The 17,399-nt window shown below is 71.7% G+C and carries 14 protein-coding genes; 2 read left to right on the top strand and 12 right to left on the bottom strand.

Annotated elements, in window-relative coordinates; all coding sequences use genetic code 11:
* Positions 1-106: 106 nt before the first annotated feature.
* The 9 genes from aroB to IF04_RS0105255 form a co-directional block, all read right to left on the bottom strand.
* Positions 107-1,198: a 3-dehydroquinate synthase gene (gene aroB / locus IF04_RS0105215; RefSeq protein ID WP_030251610.1), complete on the bottom strand. Its 1,092-nt coding sequence runs from the start codon at positions 1,196-1,198 to the stop codon at positions 107-109.
* Positions 1,195-1,710, bottom strand: coding sequence for a shikimate kinase (locus tag IF04_RS0105220; RefSeq protein ID WP_030251613.1), 516 nt, complete (start codon positions 1,708-1,710; stop codon positions 1,195-1,197). The genes aroB and IF04_RS0105220 overlap by 4 nt, the downstream gene beginning before the upstream one ends.
* A complete protein-coding gene (gene aroC / locus IF04_RS0105225) occupies positions 1,707-2,891 on the bottom strand; it encodes a chorismate synthase (protein WP_030251616.1) in 1,185 nt (394 codons plus the stop codon). The genes IF04_RS0105220 and aroC overlap by 4 nt, the downstream gene beginning before the upstream one ends.
* 110 nt (positions 2,892-3,001) lie before the next feature.
* A complete protein-coding gene (locus IF04_RS0105230; RefSeq protein WP_425428367.1) occupies positions 3,002-3,835 on the bottom strand; it encodes a shikimate dehydrogenase in 834 nt (277 codons plus the stop codon).
* 50 nt (positions 3,836-3,885) lie between these two features.
* Positions 3,886-5,508, bottom strand: coding sequence for an endolytic transglycosylase MltG (gene mltG / locus IF04_RS0105235; RefSeq protein ID WP_030251621.1), 1,623 nt, complete (start codon positions 5,506-5,508; stop codon positions 3,886-3,888).
* A gap of 129 nt (positions 5,509-5,637) precedes the next feature.
* The gene (ruvX, locus tag IF04_RS0105240) at positions 5,638-6,102 is read right to left on the bottom strand and encodes a Holliday junction resolvase RuvX (protein WP_030251624.1); all 465 of its coding nucleotides are present in this window, start codon (positions 6,100-6,102) and stop codon (positions 5,638-5,640) included.
* A gap of 3 nt (positions 6,103-6,105) precedes the next feature.
* A complete protein-coding gene (gene alaS / locus IF04_RS0105245) occupies positions 6,106-8,775 on the bottom strand; it encodes an alanine--tRNA ligase (RefSeq protein WP_030251627.1) in 2,670 nt (889 codons plus the stop codon).
* Positions 8,775-9,113 carry a DUF6167 family protein gene (locus tag IF04_RS0105250; RefSeq protein WP_030251629.1) on the bottom strand — a complete coding sequence of 113 codons (339 nt, stop codon included), beginning with the start codon at positions 9,111-9,113 and terminating at the stop codon, positions 8,775-8,777. Before IF04_RS0105250 ends, alaS begins: the two co-directional genes overlap by 1 nt.
* Before the next feature lie 7 nt (positions 9,114-9,120).
* On the bottom strand, positions 9,121-9,555 hold the full coding sequence (locus IF04_RS0105255; protein ID WP_245654280.1) for a DUF948 domain-containing protein: 435 nt from the start codon (positions 9,553-9,555) through the stop codon (positions 9,121-9,123).
* A 209-nt stretch (positions 9,556-9,764) separates the two neighbouring features.
* On the opposite strand from IF04_RS0105255, the gene IF04_RS0105260 reads away from it, so the two are divergent.
* Positions 9,765-11,945 carry an ATP-binding protein gene (locus IF04_RS0105260; RefSeq protein WP_030251635.1) on the top strand — a complete coding sequence of 727 codons (2,181 nt, stop codon included), beginning with the start codon at positions 9,765-9,767 and terminating at the stop codon, positions 11,943-11,945.
* Positions 11,946-11,999: 54 nt separating this feature from the next.
* Here IF04_RS0105260 and rpsD read toward each other — a convergent pair whose 3' ends face one another.
* On the bottom strand, positions 12,000-12,611 hold the full coding sequence (gene rpsD / locus IF04_RS0105265) for a 30S ribosomal protein S4 (protein WP_030251638.1): 612 nt from the start codon (positions 12,609-12,611) through the stop codon (positions 12,000-12,002).
* Positions 12,612-12,799: 188 nt separating this feature from the next.
* Here rpsD and IF04_RS0105270 point away from each other — a divergent pair, with 188 nt between their 5' ends.
* A complete protein-coding gene (locus tag IF04_RS0105270; protein ID WP_030251641.1) occupies positions 12,800-13,552 on the top strand; it encodes a DUF2470 domain-containing protein in 753 nt (250 codons plus the stop codon).
* Between the two features lie 79 nt (positions 13,553-13,631).
* On the opposite strand, the gene IF04_RS0105275 is transcribed toward IF04_RS0105270, so the two are convergent.
* On the bottom strand, positions 13,632-15,854 hold the full coding sequence (locus IF04_RS0105275) for an NADP-dependent isocitrate dehydrogenase (RefSeq protein ID WP_030251644.1): 2,223 nt from the start codon (positions 15,852-15,854) through the stop codon (positions 13,632-13,634).
* Positions 15,847-17,334, bottom strand: coding sequence for a replication-associated recombination protein A (locus IF04_RS0105280; RefSeq protein ID WP_245654281.1), 1,488 nt, complete (start codon positions 17,332-17,334; stop codon positions 15,847-15,849). The genes IF04_RS0105275 and IF04_RS0105280 overlap by 8 nt, the downstream gene beginning before the upstream one ends.
* Positions 17,335-17,399: the final 65 nt, after the last annotated feature.

Here is a 17,399-nt window from a genome sequence, read left to right on the forward strand (position 1 = left end):
GGGTCTCCGTCTCGTGGGGTGAGGTGCTGGAACGGTATCGAACAGTACCGCCCCCGGCCGTAGTTGAGGCAACGGCCGGGGGCGGCGGGAAGTGCCCGATGCGGTGTCAGGCGGCGATTTCGGCGTGGGCCGCGAGGAGCATGGCCGGGTCGGGGCCCTCCATCACGGTCGGCTTGGCCAGCCCGTCCAGGACGATGAAGCGCAGCAGGTCGCCGCGGGACTTCTTGTCGACCTTCATGGTCTCCAGCAGCTTGGGCCACTGGTCGCCCCGGTAGGTCAGCGGCAGGCCGACCGCGCCGAGGACGGCACGGTGCCGGTCGGCGGTCGCGTCGTCCAGCCGGCCGGCGATCCGGCCGAGCTCGGCGGCGAAGACCATGCCGACCGAAACGGCCGCGCCGTGGCGCCAGTTGTACCGCTCGTTCTTCTCGATGGCGTGCGCCAGGGTGTGCCCGTAATTGAGGATCTCCCGGCGGCCCGCCTCCTTGAGGTCGCCGGAGACGACCTCGGCCTTGACGCGGATGGCGCGCTCGATCAGCTCGGCGGTGTGCGGGCCGTCGGGGCGCTTCGCGCCCTCCGGGTCGCCCTCGATGAGCTCCAGGATGGCCGGGTCGGCGATGAAGCCCGCCTTGATGACCTCGGCCAGCCCCGAGACGTAGTCGTGGACCGGCAGCGAGTCGAGCGAGGCGAGATCGCAGAGCACGCCGGCGGGCGGGTGGAAGGCGCCGACGAGGTTCTTGCCCTCGGCGGTGTTGATGCCCGTCTTGCCGCCCACGGCCGCGTCGACCATGCCCAGCACGGTCGTCGGTACGGCGATCCAGCGCACCCCGCGCAGCCAGGTGGCCGCCACGAAGCCCGCCAGGTCGGTGGTGGCGCCTCCGCCGACGCCCACGATGAAGTCCGTCCGCGTGAAGCCGGTCTGGCCCAGCGCCTTCCAGCAGTACGCCGCGACCTCGGCCGTCTTGGCCTCCTCGGCGTTCGGCAGCTGGATGGCGATCGCCTCGTAGCCCTGGCCCGCGAGGTCCTCGCGCAGCGCCTCACCGGTGGCGGCCAGCGCCTCGGGGTGCAGTACGGCGACGCGCTTGGTCTGCTTGCCGATCAGGCCCGGGAGCTCGCCGAGCAGCTGCCGGCCGATGAGGACCTCGTACGGGTCCGAACCGGCCGAGCCGCCGACCTGGATGCGGATGGGTGCGTCGGTCATGCTTTCCTCAGCTCCAATGCGTCGAGGACGGCCTCGGCGACGTCCTCGGGGGTACGGCCCTCCGTGGACACCACGGCGCGGGACACCTCCATGTACAGCGGGCGGCGCTCGGCCATCAGCTCGCGCCAGCGCTGCCGGGGGTTGACCGCCAGCAGCGGCCGCGGCGCGTCCAGGCCGACCCGCTTGACCGCCTCGGCCACGCCCATCTCCAGGAAGACGACGGGCAGCCCGGACAGCAGCTCGCGGGTGGTGGCGTCGAGGATCGCGCCGCCGCCGAGCGCCAGTACCCCGGCGTGCTCGGTCACCGCGGCGCGTACCGCCTGCCGCTCCAGCTCGCGGAAGTGCGGCTCGCCCTCGTCGATGAAGATCTCGGAGATCGGCTTGCCGGCGCCCGCGACGATGTCCGCGTCGGTGTCCCGGAAGGTGGTGCCCAGGCGCTCGGCGAGCGCCATTCCGGTCGTGGTCTTCCCCACCCCCATGGGGCCGACGAGGACGACGGCCGGACCGGTCACCGGATCGCCAGGTTCTCGAGGAACGACTCGACGTTCCGGCGGGTCTCGGGCACGCTGTCGCCGCCGAACTTCTCCGCGACGGCGTCCGCGAGGACCAGCGCGACCATGGCCTCGGCCACGATGCCGGCGGCCGGCACGGCGCAGACGTCGGAGCGCTGGTGGTGGGCCTGCGCGACCTCACCGGTGGACACGTCCACGGTGGCCAGGGCGCGCGGGACGGTCGCGATCGGCTTCATCGCGGCGCGGACGCGCAGCAGCTCGCCGGTGGTCAGGCCGCCCTCGGTGCCGCCGGCACGGCCGGAGGCGCGCTTGATCCCCTCGTCGGTCGCGAGGATCTCGTCGTGCGCCTTCGAGCCGGGCACGCGGGCCAGGTCGAAACCGTCGCCGACCTCGACGCCCTTGATCGCCTGGATGCCCATCAGGGCACCGGCGAGGCGGGCGTCCAGCCGGCGGTCCCAGTGGACGTGGCTGCCGAGGCCGACCGGTACGCCGTACGCGAGGACCTCGACGACGCCGCCGAGGGTGTCGCCGTCCTTGTGGGCCTGGTCGATCTCCGCGACCATCGCCTCCGACGCCGCCTCGTCCAGGCAGCGCACCGGGTCCGCGTCCAGCTTCTCCACGTCGGAGGGCTTGGGGTACACGCCGTACGGCGCCTTGGCGGCAGCGAGCTCGACGACGTGGCTGACGATCTCGATGCCGGCCGTCTCCTTGAGGTAGGAGCGGGCCACCGCGCCCAGCGCCACCCGGGCCGCGGTCTCGCGCGCCGAGGCACGCTCCAGCACCGGGCGGGCCTCGTCGAAGCCGTACTTCTGCATGCCGGCCAGGTCCGCGTGGCCGGGGCGCGGGCGGGTCAGCGGCGCGTTACGGGCCAGCTCGGCCAGCTCCGCCTCGTCCACCGGGTCGGCCGCCATGACCTTTTCCCACTTGGGCCACTCGGTGTTGCCCACCATGATCGCGATGGGCGAGCCGAGCGAGCGGCCGTGCCGGACGCCGCCGAGGAAGGTCACCTCGTCGCGCTCGAACTTCATACGGGCACCGCGGCCATAGCCGAGCCGGCGACGGGCCAGGGCGTCCGCCACCATCTCCGTGGTAACGGGGACGCCGGCCGGAAGGCCCTCCAGCGTCGCCACCAGTGCGGGGCCGTGCGACTCCCCCGCCGTCAGCCAGCGCAACCTGCTCAACGGTGCTCCTCATGTACTGCGCGTACGGTCTTCCCCTGATCCTCCCACGTCCGGCGGCACGGCCGGCGGCCAGTCCAGCAGACGGAACGGCCGGTGAACGCCGGGGAGGGTCAGCGGGCCGCCAGCGCCGCCTCGCCCGCCTTGCGCATCGCGGCCAGCGGGGCCCGCTCGCAGCCGGTCATCCGCTCGACCTGGAGGACGGCCTGGTGGACGAGGAGGTCCAGGCCGCCGACGACGGCGCCGCCGCGCGCCGACCAGGCGGCGGCGAGCGCGGTGGGCCACGGCTCGTACAGCACGTCGAAGAGGGTGCCGGGGCGCTCGGGCACCGCGCCGGCCAGCGCGTCCGTGGTCCCGGCCGGGGTGGTGGCGATCACCAGGGGCGCGGCGAAGGCGCTCGCGGCGGCGTCCCAGAGGGCGGTGCGCACGGGGACGCCCAGCCGCTCGCCCCAGCCGCGCATCTCGTCCGCGCGCGCCTGGCTGCGGACGTACACGGTCACCTCGCCGGTGCAGATGCGGGCGAGCGCGGCGAGGGCGGAGGAGGCGGTGGCGCCCGCTCCGAGGATGGCCGCGCTCTCGACGCTCGTCACGCCCCGCTCGCGCAGCGCCTCCTGGATACCGGGGATGTCGGTGTTGTCGCCGACGCGGCGGCCGTCCTCGGTGAAGAGCACGGTGTTCACCGCCTCGACGGAGGCGGCGGTCTCGCTGACCTCGTCGAGCAGCGGAATGACCGCGCGCTTGAGCGGCATGGTGAGCGACAGGCCCGCCCAATCGGCGTCGTCCAGCCCCGCCAGGAAGCCGGGCAGAGCCGCCTCGTCGATCTCGAAGCGGCCGTACTCCCGGCCGGCCAGGCCCAGTTCGTCGTACGCGGCGCGGTGCAGCACCGGCGAGAGCGAGTGGGCGATGGGCGATCCGAGGACCGCCGCCTTGTGGTGGGTTGCCGACACCGGTCCGTCCTCAGCCTTCCAGCGGGTCATGGTTCCAGCGGGTCATGGTTCTAGCGGGTCTTGTTGAATTCCTCGACGAGCTTTTCGTGCTCGGCGTAGGTCTTGGCGAACGACGTCTTCCCGTTGATGGCGACGAAGTAGTACCAGCCGTCATCGGTCGGGTTGACCGACGCCTTCAGCGCGTCCTCGCCCGGATTGCCGATCGGCCCCGGCGGCAGCCCCTTGTAGAAGTACGTGTTGTAGGGGTTGTCGTAGTTCTTGATGGCGCTGATCGGAATGTCGAGTTCGCTCTGGTTCTTGATGTAGTTGTACGTCGAGTCGAATTCGAGCTTGCCGTAGGTCTGCGAATTGCCCGGGTCCAGGCGGTTGTAGACGACCTCGGCCATCTTGCGGAAATCGTCGTGCGAGGTGCCCTCGGCCTGGGTGAGGCTGGCGACCGTGACGAGGTCCAGCGGCGAATCCAGACCCAGCTTCTTCGCCTGCCCGGCCAGGTCGTAGCGGGCGTAGTTCTGCTTGGCCCGCTCGACCATCTGTTTGAGCACATCCGCCGGTTTCATCTTCTTGTTCACCTCGTACGTCGAGGGGTACAGGAAGCCTTCCAGCGGGTCCTTTATGTCGGAGTCGGCAGCCGCCCAGGACGGCAGGCCGAGATTCTTCGCCTGGCTCGCGGCGACCTTCGCGGTCGTACCGGACTTCAGGTCGAGCTTCTTGTCGATGCGCTCGTAGACCGCGACGGCGCGCGAACCCTCGGGGATCGTCAGGTTGTTGCGGCTCTCCGGGCTGAGCATCAGCGCCACGGCCGAGGCCGCCGACATCTCCTTGCGCAGCGTGTAGACGCCCGGCTGGAGCCCCGCCTTGGCCTTGGCGTTCTCGGTGACCGCTTCGGTGAACGCGTCGGCGCTCTTGACGACGCCCTCCTCCTTGAGGAGCAGCCCCATCTGGAGCACCGGCGAGCCGTCCGGGATCTCCACCTGCACGCTGCCGGTGCCCGCGCCCTCGTAGTCCGGCGCGGGGCCGAAGCGGTCGTAGGCGAGGTAGCCGCCGCCGGCGAGCACCGCGAGGACGACGACCGCCGCGAGCGCGCGGCCGCGCCGCTTCGGGCGCTGGTCCTTGTCGCGGCGCTCGCGCGCCGACCGGCGGTTCCCGCGCGGTGCGGGGGCCGTGTCCTCGGCGTTCTCGGCGTCCTGGTCCGGGTCGCCGCCCGAGAAGAAGGCGTGCTCCGGCTCCGGCTCGGGCCGGGCCGGCTCGTCCTGCCAGGGCTCGTCGTGCCCCGCGGCCTGCCAGTCGTCGGCCTGCGGCCCCGGGGGCACGACGGGCATCGGCGCCGTCTGGTCGTGTCTCAGCTGCTGGTGCTGGGGCGGGGCCGGGTAGCCGTCGTGCGTGCCGTAGTAGTCCGGCGCGGCGCCGCCGTAGGGGTCGGGCTGCTGACCGTACGGGTCGTACGGCACGCCGCCGGGCTGGGCGGCCTGGGCGTACGCGTCGTACTCGTAGTGGTGGTGCTGCTGCTCCGGCCCGGGGGCGCCCCAGCCGGGCTGCTGCTGCCCCGCGTAAGGGTCCTGGTTCCCGTAGGAAGCCTGGCCGCCGTAGGCACCCTGGTCTCCGTAGGACTCTCCGTAGAGAGGGTCCTCGGGGTGCCACGGTTCGGAGCCGTGGCCCCGGCCATACTCAGTCATCGATCCCCTAGAGCCGCGAGGCGGTGCGCTCCGTGCTCGGCAGCGCGCCTGACGTACTACTGACCGCCTCTTCTTGCGCGCGCCACTGTTCGAACGCGGCCGGTCGCGCGGAACGTTACCGTACCGCGATCAGCCGGCCGCCTCGACGCTCTCTCCGGGCGCCTGACCGGAGGTACGTTCGGTCTCCAGCGCGCTCTGGAGGATGACGACGGCCGCCGCCTGATCGATGGCGGAACGTCCCTTCTTGGCCTTCACGCCGGAAGCACGCATGCCCTGAGCTGCGGTGACGGTCGACATCCGCTCGTCCACCAGCCGTACCGGCACCGGCGCGATGTTCGCCGCCATCTGCTGCGCGAAGGCCCGCACCTTGGCCGCGGCCGGCCCCTCTCCCCCGTTCAGGGAGCGGGGCAGGCCGACGACGACCTCCAGCGGTTCGTACTCCTCGATGATCGCCGCAAGGCGCCGGTGGGCGGCCGGGACGTCACGTCCCGGCACGGTCTCCACCGGGGTCGCGAGGACCCCGTCGGGGTCGCACGAGGCGACCCCGATCCGGGCGTCCCCGACGTCGACGGCGATCCGCCTGCCTCGTCGCAACCGTCAGCCCGCCTGCGCCACGAGCCGCTCGACGGCCTCGATGGCCTCGGGCACGGCCGCGGCGTTCTGGCCGCCGCCCTGGGCGACGTCCGGCTTGCCGCCGCCACCGCCGCCGAGGGTCTTGGCGGCCGTACGGACCAGGTCACCGGCCTTGATGCCGCGCTCGCGGGCGGCCTCGTTGGTGGCGATGACGGTCAGCGGGCGGCCGTTGGTGACCGTGAACAGGGCGACCACGGCCGGGCGGTCCGACGGAATACGGCCGCGCACGTCCAGGACCAGCTTGCGCAGGTCGTCGGCGGAGGTGCCGTCGGGCACCTGGCCGGAGGCCAGCGCGATGCCGCCCACGTTCTTGGCGCCCTCGGCGAGCCCGGCGGCGGCCTGCAGGACCTTCTCCGCGCGGAACTGCTCGATCTGCTTCTCGGCGTCCTTGAGCTTGGCCAGCACGCCGGAGATCTTCTCGGGCAGCTCCTCGGGCCGGCCCTTGACCAGCTCGGTCAGCTGCGAGACGACCGTGTGCTCGCGGGCCAGGAAGTTGTACGCGTCGACGCCGACCAGGGCCTCCACGCGGCGCACGCCGGAGCCGATGGAGGACTCGCCGAGCAGCTTCACCAGGCCCAGCTGGGCGGTGTTGTGGACGTGCGTACCGCCGCACAGCTCCTTGGAGAAGTCGCCGATGGTGACCACGCGCACGCGGTCGCCGTACTTCTCGCCGAACTCGGCGATGGCGCCCTGCTTCTTGGCGTCGTCCATGCTCATCACCTCGGCGGTGACGTCCAGTTCGCGCGAGAGGACCTCGTTGATCTTCTGCTCGACGTCCGTGAGGACCGTGCCGGGCACGGCGGTCGGCGAGCCGAAGTCGAACCGGAAGCGGCCCGGGGAGTTCTCCGAACCGGCCTGGGCGGCCGTCGGGCCGAGGGCGTCGCGCAGCGCCTGGTGCGTGAGGTGCGTGGCGCTGTGGGCGCGGGCGATGGCCCGGCGGCGCGTGACGTCGATGGTGGCGAACGCGGGCGAGCCCACGACGACCTCGCCGACCTGGACGGAGCCCTTGTGCACGGTGACGCCGGGGACCGGCTGCTGGACGTCGCGGACCTCGATGATGGCGCCCGAGTCGGTCTTGATGCGGCCGGTGTCGGCGAGCTGGCCGCCGCCCTCGGCGTAGAACGGCGTGCGGTCCAGGACGACCTCGACCTCGTCGCCCTCGTGGGCGGCCGGGGCGGAGACGCCGTCGACCAGCAGACCGACCACCGAGGACTCGCCCTGGGTGTTGGTGTAGCCGGTGAAGACGGTCGAGCCGGAGCTGTCGGCGACCTCGCGGTAGGCGGACAGGTCGGCGTGGCCGTGCTTCTTGGCCTGGGCGTCGGCCTTGGCGCGCTCCCGCTGCTCCTTCATCAGGCGGCGGAACCCGGTCTCGTCCACCGACAGGCCCTGCTCGGCGGCCATTTCGAGGGTGAGGTCGATGGGGAAGCCCCAGGTGTCGTGGAGCAGGAACGCCTTGTCGCCGGAGAGGACCTTGCCACCGGCGGCCTTGGTCTCGGTCACGGCGGTGTCGAGGATGTTCGTGCCGGCCTTCAGCGTCTTGAGGAAGGCGGCCTCCTCGGCGAGGGCGACGGTCTCGATGCGCTTGCGGTCCTGGATCAGCTCCGGGTACTGCTGGCCCATCGTCTTGATGACCACGTCGATGAGGTCGGCGACGACCGGGTCGGTGGCGCCCAGCAGGCGCATGTTGCGGATGGCGCGGCGCATGATGCGGCGCAGCACGTAACCGCGGCCCTCGTTGCCGGGCGTCACGCCGTCGCCGATGAGCATGACGGACGTACGGATGTGGTCGGCGACGACGCGCAGCGAGACGTCGGTGTCCTGGCCGGCGCCGTAGGCGACACCGGTCAGGTCGGTGGCCTTGTCGATGACCACGCGCATGGTGTCGGTCTCGTACATGTTCTGTACGCCCTGCAGGATCATGGCGAGGCGTTCGAGACCGAGGCCGGTGTCGATGTTCTTGCTGGGCAGCTCGCCGAGGATCTCGAAGTCCTCCTTCGAGGTGCCCGCGCCGCGCTCGTACTGCATGAAGACCAGGTTCCAGATCTCCACGTACCGCTCGTCGTTGACGGCCGGGCCGCCCTCGATCCCGAACTCGGGGCCGCGGTCGTAGTTGATCTCGGAGCACGGGCCGCACGGGCCCGGCACGCCCATGGACCAGTAGTTCTCCTTCTTGCCCAGGCGCTGGATGCGCTCCTTGGGCACGCCGACGACCTCGTGCCAGATGCGCTCGGCCTCGTCGTCGTCCAGGTAGACCGTGATCCAGAGCTTCTCCGGGTCCAGGCCGTAGCCGCCGTCGTCCTGGGAGCTGGTCAGCAGCTCCCAGGCGTACTTGATGGCGCCTTCCTTGAAGTAGTCGCCGAAGGAGAAGTTGCCGCACATCTGGAAGAACGTGCCGTGCCGGGTGGTCTTGCCGACCTCTTCGATGTCCGGCGTGCGCACGCACTTCTGGACGCTGGTGGCGCGCGGGGCGGGCGGCTTGACCTCGCCGAGGAAGTACGGCTTGAAGGGGACCATGCCCGCGGGGACCAGCAGCAGCGTCGGGTCGTCCGCGATGAGCGACGCCGAAGGCACGACGGTGTGCCCGCGCTCCTCGAAGAAGCTCAGCCAGCGGCGGCGGATTTCAGCCGACTCCATCAGTGGTCCTCGTTTCGGTTCGGTCCGGTTTTCCGGGTGATGCGTGTCGTGGGGTGGTGCGGTTCGAGCGCGGCGGCCGGTCGGGCGGGCGGCAGCTCGCGCGCCGCTCCGGTCTCCGTCAGACCGAGCGCTTCGTGCAACTGCTCTTCACGGTCCGCCATTCCGTCGCGTACGTCCAATGCAAATTGACGCAGCCGGTGTCCGGTCTCCACCGCCTTGTCCGCGGCCTGGGCCGCGAGACTGTCGGGCTGGAGCTTGCGCAGTTTGCGGTGGACCTTGTTGGTGGCCCACACCCCGGCGGCTGCGCCGGTGGTGAACCAGAATGCGCGGCGGAACATCGCGTGATCAGTCCTTGGAGCGACGGGTGCGGCGCCCGCTCCGGCGGGCGGCGGGCAGGGTGCGGCCGACGACGACGGTGTGCTCCGGCTCGGGCGCGCCCTTCTTGCCGAGCGCGCGGCGGACGCCGTAGCCGAACGCCGCGACCTTGACCAGCGGGCCGCCGAAGGCGGAGGAGACGGTCGAGGAGAGCGCGGAGGCGTTGGCGGTGACCTCCTGGACGTCGGAGGTGATCGCGTCGACGCGGGCGAGCTGGGTGTGCGCGGAGCGGACGGTCGCGGAGGCGTCGGCGAGCAGCGGCACGGCCTTCTCGGACACCTCGGAGACCATCTTGGTGGTCGCCTTGAGCGTCTGCGCGAGCCTCACCAGCACGAGGGCGAGGAACGACACGAGGATCGCCCAGAAGACGGCCACGAGGATCCCGGCCACCTCTCCACCGGACACGCGCACACCACTTTCCGACTGGTTCTCTGCTTGTCTCGTCCTGCTCGATCGGCAGACTTCGACCCTATCGCGCCGGGGCTCCCGCTCCGCACCGTGTTCCCGTGTGCCACGGCCGGTTTCCGGGGCGGCGGCGGTACGCCTGAGCGCGTACCCGGCACAGAGCGGCGCGATTGTACGGTCCGCACAGCTCCGAGTACGCTCCGTGTGCCATGCGACGCTCCCGGGGACCGGACCCCGCTTTCCGAGACCGCTGCCACCGCTCGCCGGCCCCGGGCAACCTGCCCGCGGAGCTGAACCGGTTCGTCGGGCGCGCGGACGAACTGGCCGCCCTGACCGGAATGGTGGCGGCCGCACGGCTGGTCACGCTCACGGGCATGGGCGGGGTGGGCAAGACCCGGCTCGCCACGCAGGCCGGCCGGGCCCTGGCGGAACGCTTCCGCGACGGGGTGTGGCTGATCGAGCTGTCCGCCGTGCAGGAGCCGCACCTGCTGGACCATGCGGTCGCCGAATCGCTGGCGCTGGCCGACCACAGCGGCCGCCCGGCCCGCGAGACGCTCTGCGACGACCTCGCCGACAGCGACCTGCTCCTCGTCCTGGACGGCTACGAGCACCTGGTGGCCGAGTGCGCGCCGCTGGTCGCGCAGCTGCTGCGGCGGGCGCCCGGCGTGCGTGTGCTGGCCGCGGGCCGGCGCCCGCTGGGCCTGCCCGGGGAGCGGACCTATCCGCTGCTGCCGCTGCCGGACGCGGAGGCGGGCGAGCTGTTCGCCGACCGGGCCGGCTGTGTGCTCCCGGGCTTCACCGTCGACGAGGCCAACAGCGCGGCGGTCGCCGAGCTGTGCCACCGGCTCGACGGGATCCCGCTCGCGCTGGAGCTGGCCGCCGGCCGGCTGCGCGCCCTCTCCGTGGACCAGGTGCTGCAGCGCCTCGACGACCGCTTCCGGCTGCTGACCGGTACCGACCGGGACGCGCTGCCGCGCCATCAGAGGCTGCGCACGGCCATCGGCTGGAGCCATGAGCTGTGCACGCCGCAGGAGCGGCTGTTGTGGGCGCGGCTCTCGGTGTTCGCCGGGCAGTTCGACCTGGAGGCGGCCGAGTACGTGTGCTCGGGCCCCGATCTGCCCGCCGACGAGCTGCTGGACGTGCTGACCGAGCTGGTCGCGCAGTCGGTGGTGGTCCGCGAGGAGACCCGGGTCGGGGTGCGCTACCGGATGCTGGACACGGTACGGGCCTACGGCGCGGACTGGCTGGCGGCGCTGGGCGACACCGCGCGGCTGCGGCGTCGGCACCGCGACTGGTACGTGGGCCTGGCCACCTGGTGCGAGCTGGACTGGTTCGGGCCGCGGCAGGACGAGGTGGCCGCCCGGCTCGACGTGGAGCTGCCCAATGTGCGGCTGGCGCTGGAACACAGCCTGGAGGTGCCGGAGGAGGCGTATCTGGGGCAGTTCCTGGCCGGGACGCTGTGGTTCTTCTGGGTCGGCTGCGGCCGGCTGTCGGAGGGGCGGCACTGGCTGGAGCGGTCCCTGGAGCTGCCGGCCGACCATCAGGACGCGCGGCTGAAGGCGCTGTGGGTGACCGGCTATGTCGCGGTGCTGCAGGGCGATCCGGCCGGTGCGCTGTTCGCGCTGGAGCAGTGCCGCGCGGAGGCGGAGCGGGCGGGGAACGCGCGGGCCGCCGCCTATGCGCAGCACCGGCTGGGCTGTCTGGCGCTGACCGGTGACGACATGCCGCGTGCCGAAACGCTGCTGCGGGCGGCGCTGGCGGCCTACCGCGAGATCGGCGAGCTGAACAGCAACGTCCTGATGGCGCAGATCGAGCTGGCCATGGCGGTGGCCTTCGGCGGCGATCTGGCGGCGGCCGAGGAGCTGTGTGCCGAGGTCCGGGAGGTGTGCGCGGATCACGGCGAGCGGTGGGCACAGGCGTACGCGCTGTACGTCCTGGCGTATGCGGCCTGGACGCGCGGGGACCTGCCGGGCGCGCGCCGGCTGCTGACCGAGTGCCTGCTGATCGACCACGCCTTCCACGACCTGCTGGGCGCGGTGCTGGCGGTGGAGCTGCTGGCGCTGGTCACGCTGGACGAGGGCGACGCGGCGGAGGCGGCGGTGCTGCAGGGGGCCGCGGCGCGGATCTGGCCGTCGGTCGGGCCGCCGCTGTTCGGCTCCCAGTACTTTCACCAGCCGCACGAGCTGTGCGAGCGGCGGGCCCGCGAGGAGCTGGGCAACGCGGAGTACGAGGCGGCCGGGCGGCGGGGCCGGGCGCTGGACATGGACGCGGCCGTCGCGCGGATTCTGGGCGGTCTCCCCCGCCCGCGCGGCGGGGCGGGCGGCAGGGCCCCGGAAACCGGCGAGCCCGCCGTGTCCCCTGCCGCGAACGGCGGGGAGACGGCGGGCTGAGGCAGCGCGCGCCACGAAAGCGGCGCGCGGGCCGTGCGCTGCCGGGCTGCTCGCTCAGCGCGCGTAGTACTCGACGACGAGCTGCTCGTCGCAGATGACCGGGATTTCCTTGCGGTTGGGGTCCCGGTCCAGGCGGAACGCCAGCGCCTGGAGGTTGACCTCCAGGTAGCGCGGGGTCTCGCCGTCGGGGGCGTAGCCACCTTCGCGCGCGACCTGGAAGGGGTGCTTCTCGCGGCTGCGCTCGCGGACCATCACGACGTCGCCGGGGCGGACGCGGAAGGACGGCTTGTCGACCTTGCGGTCGTTCACCGAAATGTGACCGTGCACGACCATCTGGCGGGCCTGGTAGATCGTGCGGGCCAGGCCGGAGCGCAGGACGAGCGCGTCCAGGCGGCGCTCCAGCTCGATGATCAGCGCTTCGCCGGTCTTCATGTCGACCTTGCGGGCGCGGTCGTAGGCCCGCACCATCTGGCGCTCGCTGATGTCGTACTGGGCGCGCAGCCGCTGCTTCTCCAGCAGCCGGACCTTGTAGTCACTGCTCTGCTTGCGACCACGGCCGTGCTCGCCGGGCGGGTACGGACGGGCCTCGAAGTACTTGACGGCCTTCGGAGTCAGCGCGATGCCGAGCGCGCGGGACTTCTTGACCTTGGGACGCGACTGGTTCACGTGGAACGGACCTCCATGTAAGTTAGGTGAGGCTTACCTTAGCAGCGCGAGGAGACCGCATGTATCGACCTGGGAACCCCCTGCCCAGTGCTGGCCAGAGCACCGAGGCGGGTCAGCCGCGTCCCACGGAAGACGCCCAGCAGCCGACCGCCGCCGAGCGTGTGCGAACCCTCGTGGATTCCCATGCTATGGCGTCTCTGACCATTCCCGGAGTCCACGATCTCGACGAACCCGGCTTCGCCGCGCCCGCCTGCAGAACGGTCGACGCCTCAGGAGACGTGCTGCTCTTGGTTCCTGGGGATTCCGCGGCCGCCCGGGCGGCCGCACACGCCCAGGACGACGACGTCACCGCCGTGATGGAACTCACGGACGTCGCCCCCGTTTCGGTCCCCCATCGCATCCGCGGACGGGCCTGGATCGCCGGCTGGCTGACCCCCGTACGCGGCGAGGACCGGGCCCACGCCGCCCGGCTGCTCGCCGAGCGGCACCCCGTCGGCGAGCTGCTGGGCATCGGCGAGGCACTGCGCCCCGACCCGCTGCCGGGCACCGTCGGGCGGGGCGCCTGGATGATGCTGCGCCTGGAGGTCGGCGAGGCCACCGTGGACGATCTGTGGGGCGCGGACTCCGTCGAGCCCGAGGAATTCACGCAGGCCGCTCCGGACCCCGTGGCGGGCCACGAGGCCGAGCTGCTGCAGCACTTGCACTCCTCGCACGAGGAGCAGGTACGCGACCTGTGCGGGCTGCTCGGCGACCGGGCCGAGCAGGTCTGCGCGGCGCGCGGCACGGTCGTACCGGTGGCGCTGGACCGCTTCGGGCTGCGGGTCCGCTTCGCCGACCCCGGCCACCAGGTCTTCGACGCCCGCTTCGACTTCCCCGAGCCCGTGCGCGACCTGATGGAGCTGCGGCGGGCGATGCACCACCTCTTCGACGCGGCGGCGTGAGGACGGATACGGGACCGCCCCGGCTGGTCGTAGGACCTGCCGGGGCGGTACGCGTACGGGCAGCCGCCCGTGGGCAGCGTCAGGCGCTGAGCGAGGCGAGCGCCTTGTTCAGCGTGGCGGACGGCCGCATGACGGCCGCGGCCTTGGCCACCTCGGGCTGGTAGTAGCCGCCGATGTCGGCCGGCTTGCCCTGGACGGCGACCAGCTCGTCCACGATCGTCTGCTCCTGCTCGGCCAGCGTCTTGGCCAGCTCCGCGAACGCCTCGGCCAGCTTGGCGTCCTCGGTCTGCTTGGCCAGCTCCTGCGCCCAGTACAGCGCCAGGTAGAAGTGGCTGCCGCGGTTGTCGATGCCGCCGAGCTTGCGGCTGGGCGACTTGTTCTCCGCGAGGAAGGTGCCGGTCGCGCGGTCGAGGGTGTCGGCGAGCACCTGGGCGCGCGCGTTGCCCGTCTTCTGCGCGAGGTGCTCGAAGCTCACCGCGAGCGCGAGGAACTCACCCAGGCTGTCCCAGCGCAGGTAGTTCTCCTTGACCAGCTGCTGGACGTGCTTGGGCGCGGAGCCGCCGGCGCCGGTCTCGAAGAGGCCACCGCCGTTGATCAGCGGCACGACCGAGAGCATCTTGGCGCTCGTGCCGAGCTCCAGGATCGGGAACAGGTCGGTGAGGTAGTCACGCAGCACGTTGCCGGTCACCGAGATCGTGTTCTCGCCGCGGCGGATGCGCTCCACGGAGAACTTGGTCGCCTCGAACGGCGACATGATCTCGATCTGCAGGCCCTCCGTGTCGTGCTCCGGGAGGTACTGCTTGACCTTGGCGATGAGGTTCGCGTCGTGCGCGCGGCCCTCGTCCAGCCAGAACACGGCCGGGTCGCCGGTCGCGCGGGCACGTGTGACGGCCAGCTTGACCCAGTCGCGGATCGGGATGTCCTTGGTCTGGCAGGCGCGGAAGATGTCGCCGGCGCTGACCTCCTGCTCCAGCAGCGCGGTGCCGTTGCCGTCGACGACCCGCACGGTGCCCGTGGCGGGCACCTCGAAGGTCTTGTCGTGGCTGCCGTACTCCTCGGCCTTCTGCGCCATCAGGCCGACGTTCGGCACCGAGCCCATGGTCGACGGGTCGTACGCGCCATTGGCCTTGCAGTCGTCGATGACGGCCTGGTAAATGCCGGCGTAGCTGCTGTCCGGGATGACCGCGAGGGTGTCCTGCTCCTGGTCGTCCTTGTTCCACATGTGGCCCGAGGTGCGGATCATGGCCGGCATGGAGGCGTCGACGATGACGTCGCTCGGGACGTGCAGGTTGGTGATGCCACGGTGCGAGTCGACCATCGCCAGGTCCGGGCCCTCGGCGAGCTCGGCGTCGAAGGACGCCTTGATCTCCTCGCCCTGGGGCAGCGTCTCCAGACCCTTCCAGATGCCGCCGAGGCCGTCGTTCGGGGTCAGGCCGGCGCCGGCGAGCACGTCCGCGTACTTCGCGAAGGTCTTCGGGAAGAAGGCGCGCACGACGTGACCGAAGATGATCGGGTCGGAGACCTTCATCATCGTGGCCTTGAGGTGCACCGAGAACAGCACGCCCTCGGCCTTGGCGCGGGCGACCTGCTCCTTGAGGAACTCGCGCAGCGCGCCGACGCGCATGACGGAGGCGTCCACGACCTCGCCCGCCAGCACCGGCACCGACTCGCGCAGCACGGTGGTGGAACCGTCGTCACCGACCAGCTCGATGCGCAGCGCGCCGTCCTCGGCGATGACGACGGACTTCTCGGTGGAGCGGAAGTCGTCGCCGGTCATGTGCGCGACGTTCGTCTTGGAGTCGGCGGACCAGGCGCCCATGCGGTGCGGGTTGGCCTTGGCGTAGTTCTTGACCGACGCGGGGGCGCGGCGGTCGGAGTTGCCCTCGCGCAGGACCGGGTTGACGGCGCTGCCCTTGACCTTGTCGTACCGGGCGCGGATGTCCCGCTCCTCGTCGGTCTTCGGGTCGTCCGGGTAGTCCGGGAGGGCGTAGCCCTGCTCCTGCAGCTCGGCGATCGCGGCCTTGAGCTGCGGGATCGAGGCCGAGATGTTCGGCAGCTTGATGATGTTCGCCTCGGGCGTCTTCGCCAGCTCACCGAGCTCGGCGAGCGCGTCGTCGATGCGCTGGTCCTCCCGAAGACGCTCGGGGAAGCTGGCGATGATCCGGCCCGCCAGCGAGATGTCACGGCTCTCCACGGCGACACCGGCCGTCGAGGCGTAGGCCTCGATCACCGGCAGGAACGAATACGTCGCCAGGGCCGGGGCCTCGTCGGTGTGCGTATAGATGATGGTCGAGTCAGTCACCGGTGCTCCGCTCCACGTCTGCAACATTGCTCGACATCAAGATATCTCGTGAGCGGCCCCCGTTCGACAGGGCCCTGCCGTGCGGCGCCGGAACGGCCGCTTCCGCGCCCGCCTCACTCCCCGACGGCCCTGCCTCCCCCGCCAGCCTGCTGCGCACCCGCTCCACCACGTCGTAGTACCGCGCCTCCGAGCCGTACCGCGTCGGGGTGTAGTACCGCTTGCCGTGCACCTCGTCCGGCGCGTACTGCTGCGCCGCGATGCCGCCGGGGAGGTCGTGCGGGTACTGATAGCCCTTGCCGTGGCCGAGCTTCTTCGCGCCCTGGTAGTGGCTGTCGCGCAGATGCGGGGGCACCGGCCCGGCGAGACCGGCGCGGACATCCGCGAGCGCCGCGTCGATCGCCATGTACGCCGCGTTCGACTTGGGCGCGAGGGCCAGCGCGATCGTCGCCTGGCTGAGCGTGATCCGGGCCTCGGGGAAGCCGATCATCGCGACAGCCTGCGCGGCGGCCACCGCGGTCTGCAGCGCGGTCGGGTCGGCCAGCCCGATGTCCTCGCTCGCGGAGATCATCAGCCGCCGGGCGATGAACCTCGGATCCTCGCCCGCCTCGATCATGCGCGCCAGATAGTGCAGCGCGGCGTCCACGTCCGAGCCGCGGATGGACTTGATCAGCGCGCTCGCCACGTCGTAGTGCTGGTCACCCGCCCGGTCGTACTTCACCGCCGCCCGGTCGACGGACTCCTCCAGGGTCTGGAGGCTGATCTCCTTCTCACCCTTGGAGATCGCGGACCCGGCACCGGCCTCCAGGGCCGTCAGCGCCCGGCGCGCGTCGCCGCCCGCGATGCGCAGCAGATGCGCCTCGGTGTCCTCGGGCAGCGTCACCGCGCCCGCCAGCCCGCGCGCGTCGGTCAGCGCGCGCTTCAGCAGCCCGCGCAGATCGTCGTCGGTGAGCGGCTCCAGCGTCAGCAGCAGCGAGCGGGAGAGCAGCGGGGAGATCACCGAGAAGTACGGGTTCTCCGTGGTCGCCGCGATGAGGGTCACCCAGCGGTTCTCCACCGCCGGGAGCAGGGAGTCCTGCTGGGCCTTGCTGAAGCGGTGGATCTCGTCCAGGAAGAGGACGGTCTCTTTGCCGTATCCCCCGGAGGCGCGGCGGGCGCCGTCGATGACGGACCGCACTTCCTTCACGCCCGCGGTGATCGCGGAGAGCTCCACGAAGCGCTTGTTGGTCGCCTGGCTGACGACGTACGCGAGGGTGGTCTTGCCGATGCCGGGCGGGCCCCACAGGAACACCGACGAAGGGCCGGCCGGGCCGCCCTCCCCCTCGCCCACCAGTCGCCGCAGCGGCGACCCGGGCTTGAGCAGATGCTGCTGGCCGACCACCTCGTCCAGGGTGCGCGGACGCATCCGTACAGCGAGCGGGGACCCCGCGGGGTCCTTCTCCTGGCGGTCTTCGGCAGCGGCGGTGAACAGGTCGGGCTCCACGCTTCGACCTTAATTCACCCCACTGACAACCCGGCCCGGCGCCTGATCACAGACGCCTCGAAGAC

It is taken from the genome of Streptomyces violens (assembly GCF_000717745.1).
In the GTDB taxonomy this organism is placed as follows: domain Bacteria; phylum Actinomycetota; class Actinomycetes; order Streptomycetales; family Streptomycetaceae; genus Streptomyces; species Streptomyces violens.

Bases quoted from the DNA above. Each gene is read 5' to 3' on its own strand.
- aroB (WP_030251610.1), bottom strand. From the start codon at position 1,198: ATGACCGACGCACCCATCCGCATCCAGGTCGGCGGCTCGGCCGGTTCG.
- mltG (WP_030251621.1), bottom strand. From the start codon at position 5,508: ATGACTGAGTATGGCCGGGGCCACGGCTCCGAACCGTGGCACCCCGAG.
- alaS (WP_030251627.1), bottom strand. From the start codon at position 8,775: ATGGAGTCGGCTGAAATCCGCCGCCGCTGGCTGAGCTTCTTCGAGGAG.
- IF04_RS0105250 (WP_030251629.1), bottom strand. From the start codon at position 9,113: ATGTTCCGCCGCGCATTCTGGTTCACCACCGGCGCAGCCGCCGGGGTG.
- IF04_RS0105260 (WP_030251635.1), top strand. From the start codon at position 9,765: ATGCGACGCTCCCGGGGACCGGACCCCGCTTTCCGAGACCGCTGCCAC.
- IF04_RS0105270 (WP_030251641.1), top strand. From the start codon at position 12,800: ATGGCGTCTCTGACCATTCCCGGAGTCCACGATCTCGACGAACCCGGC.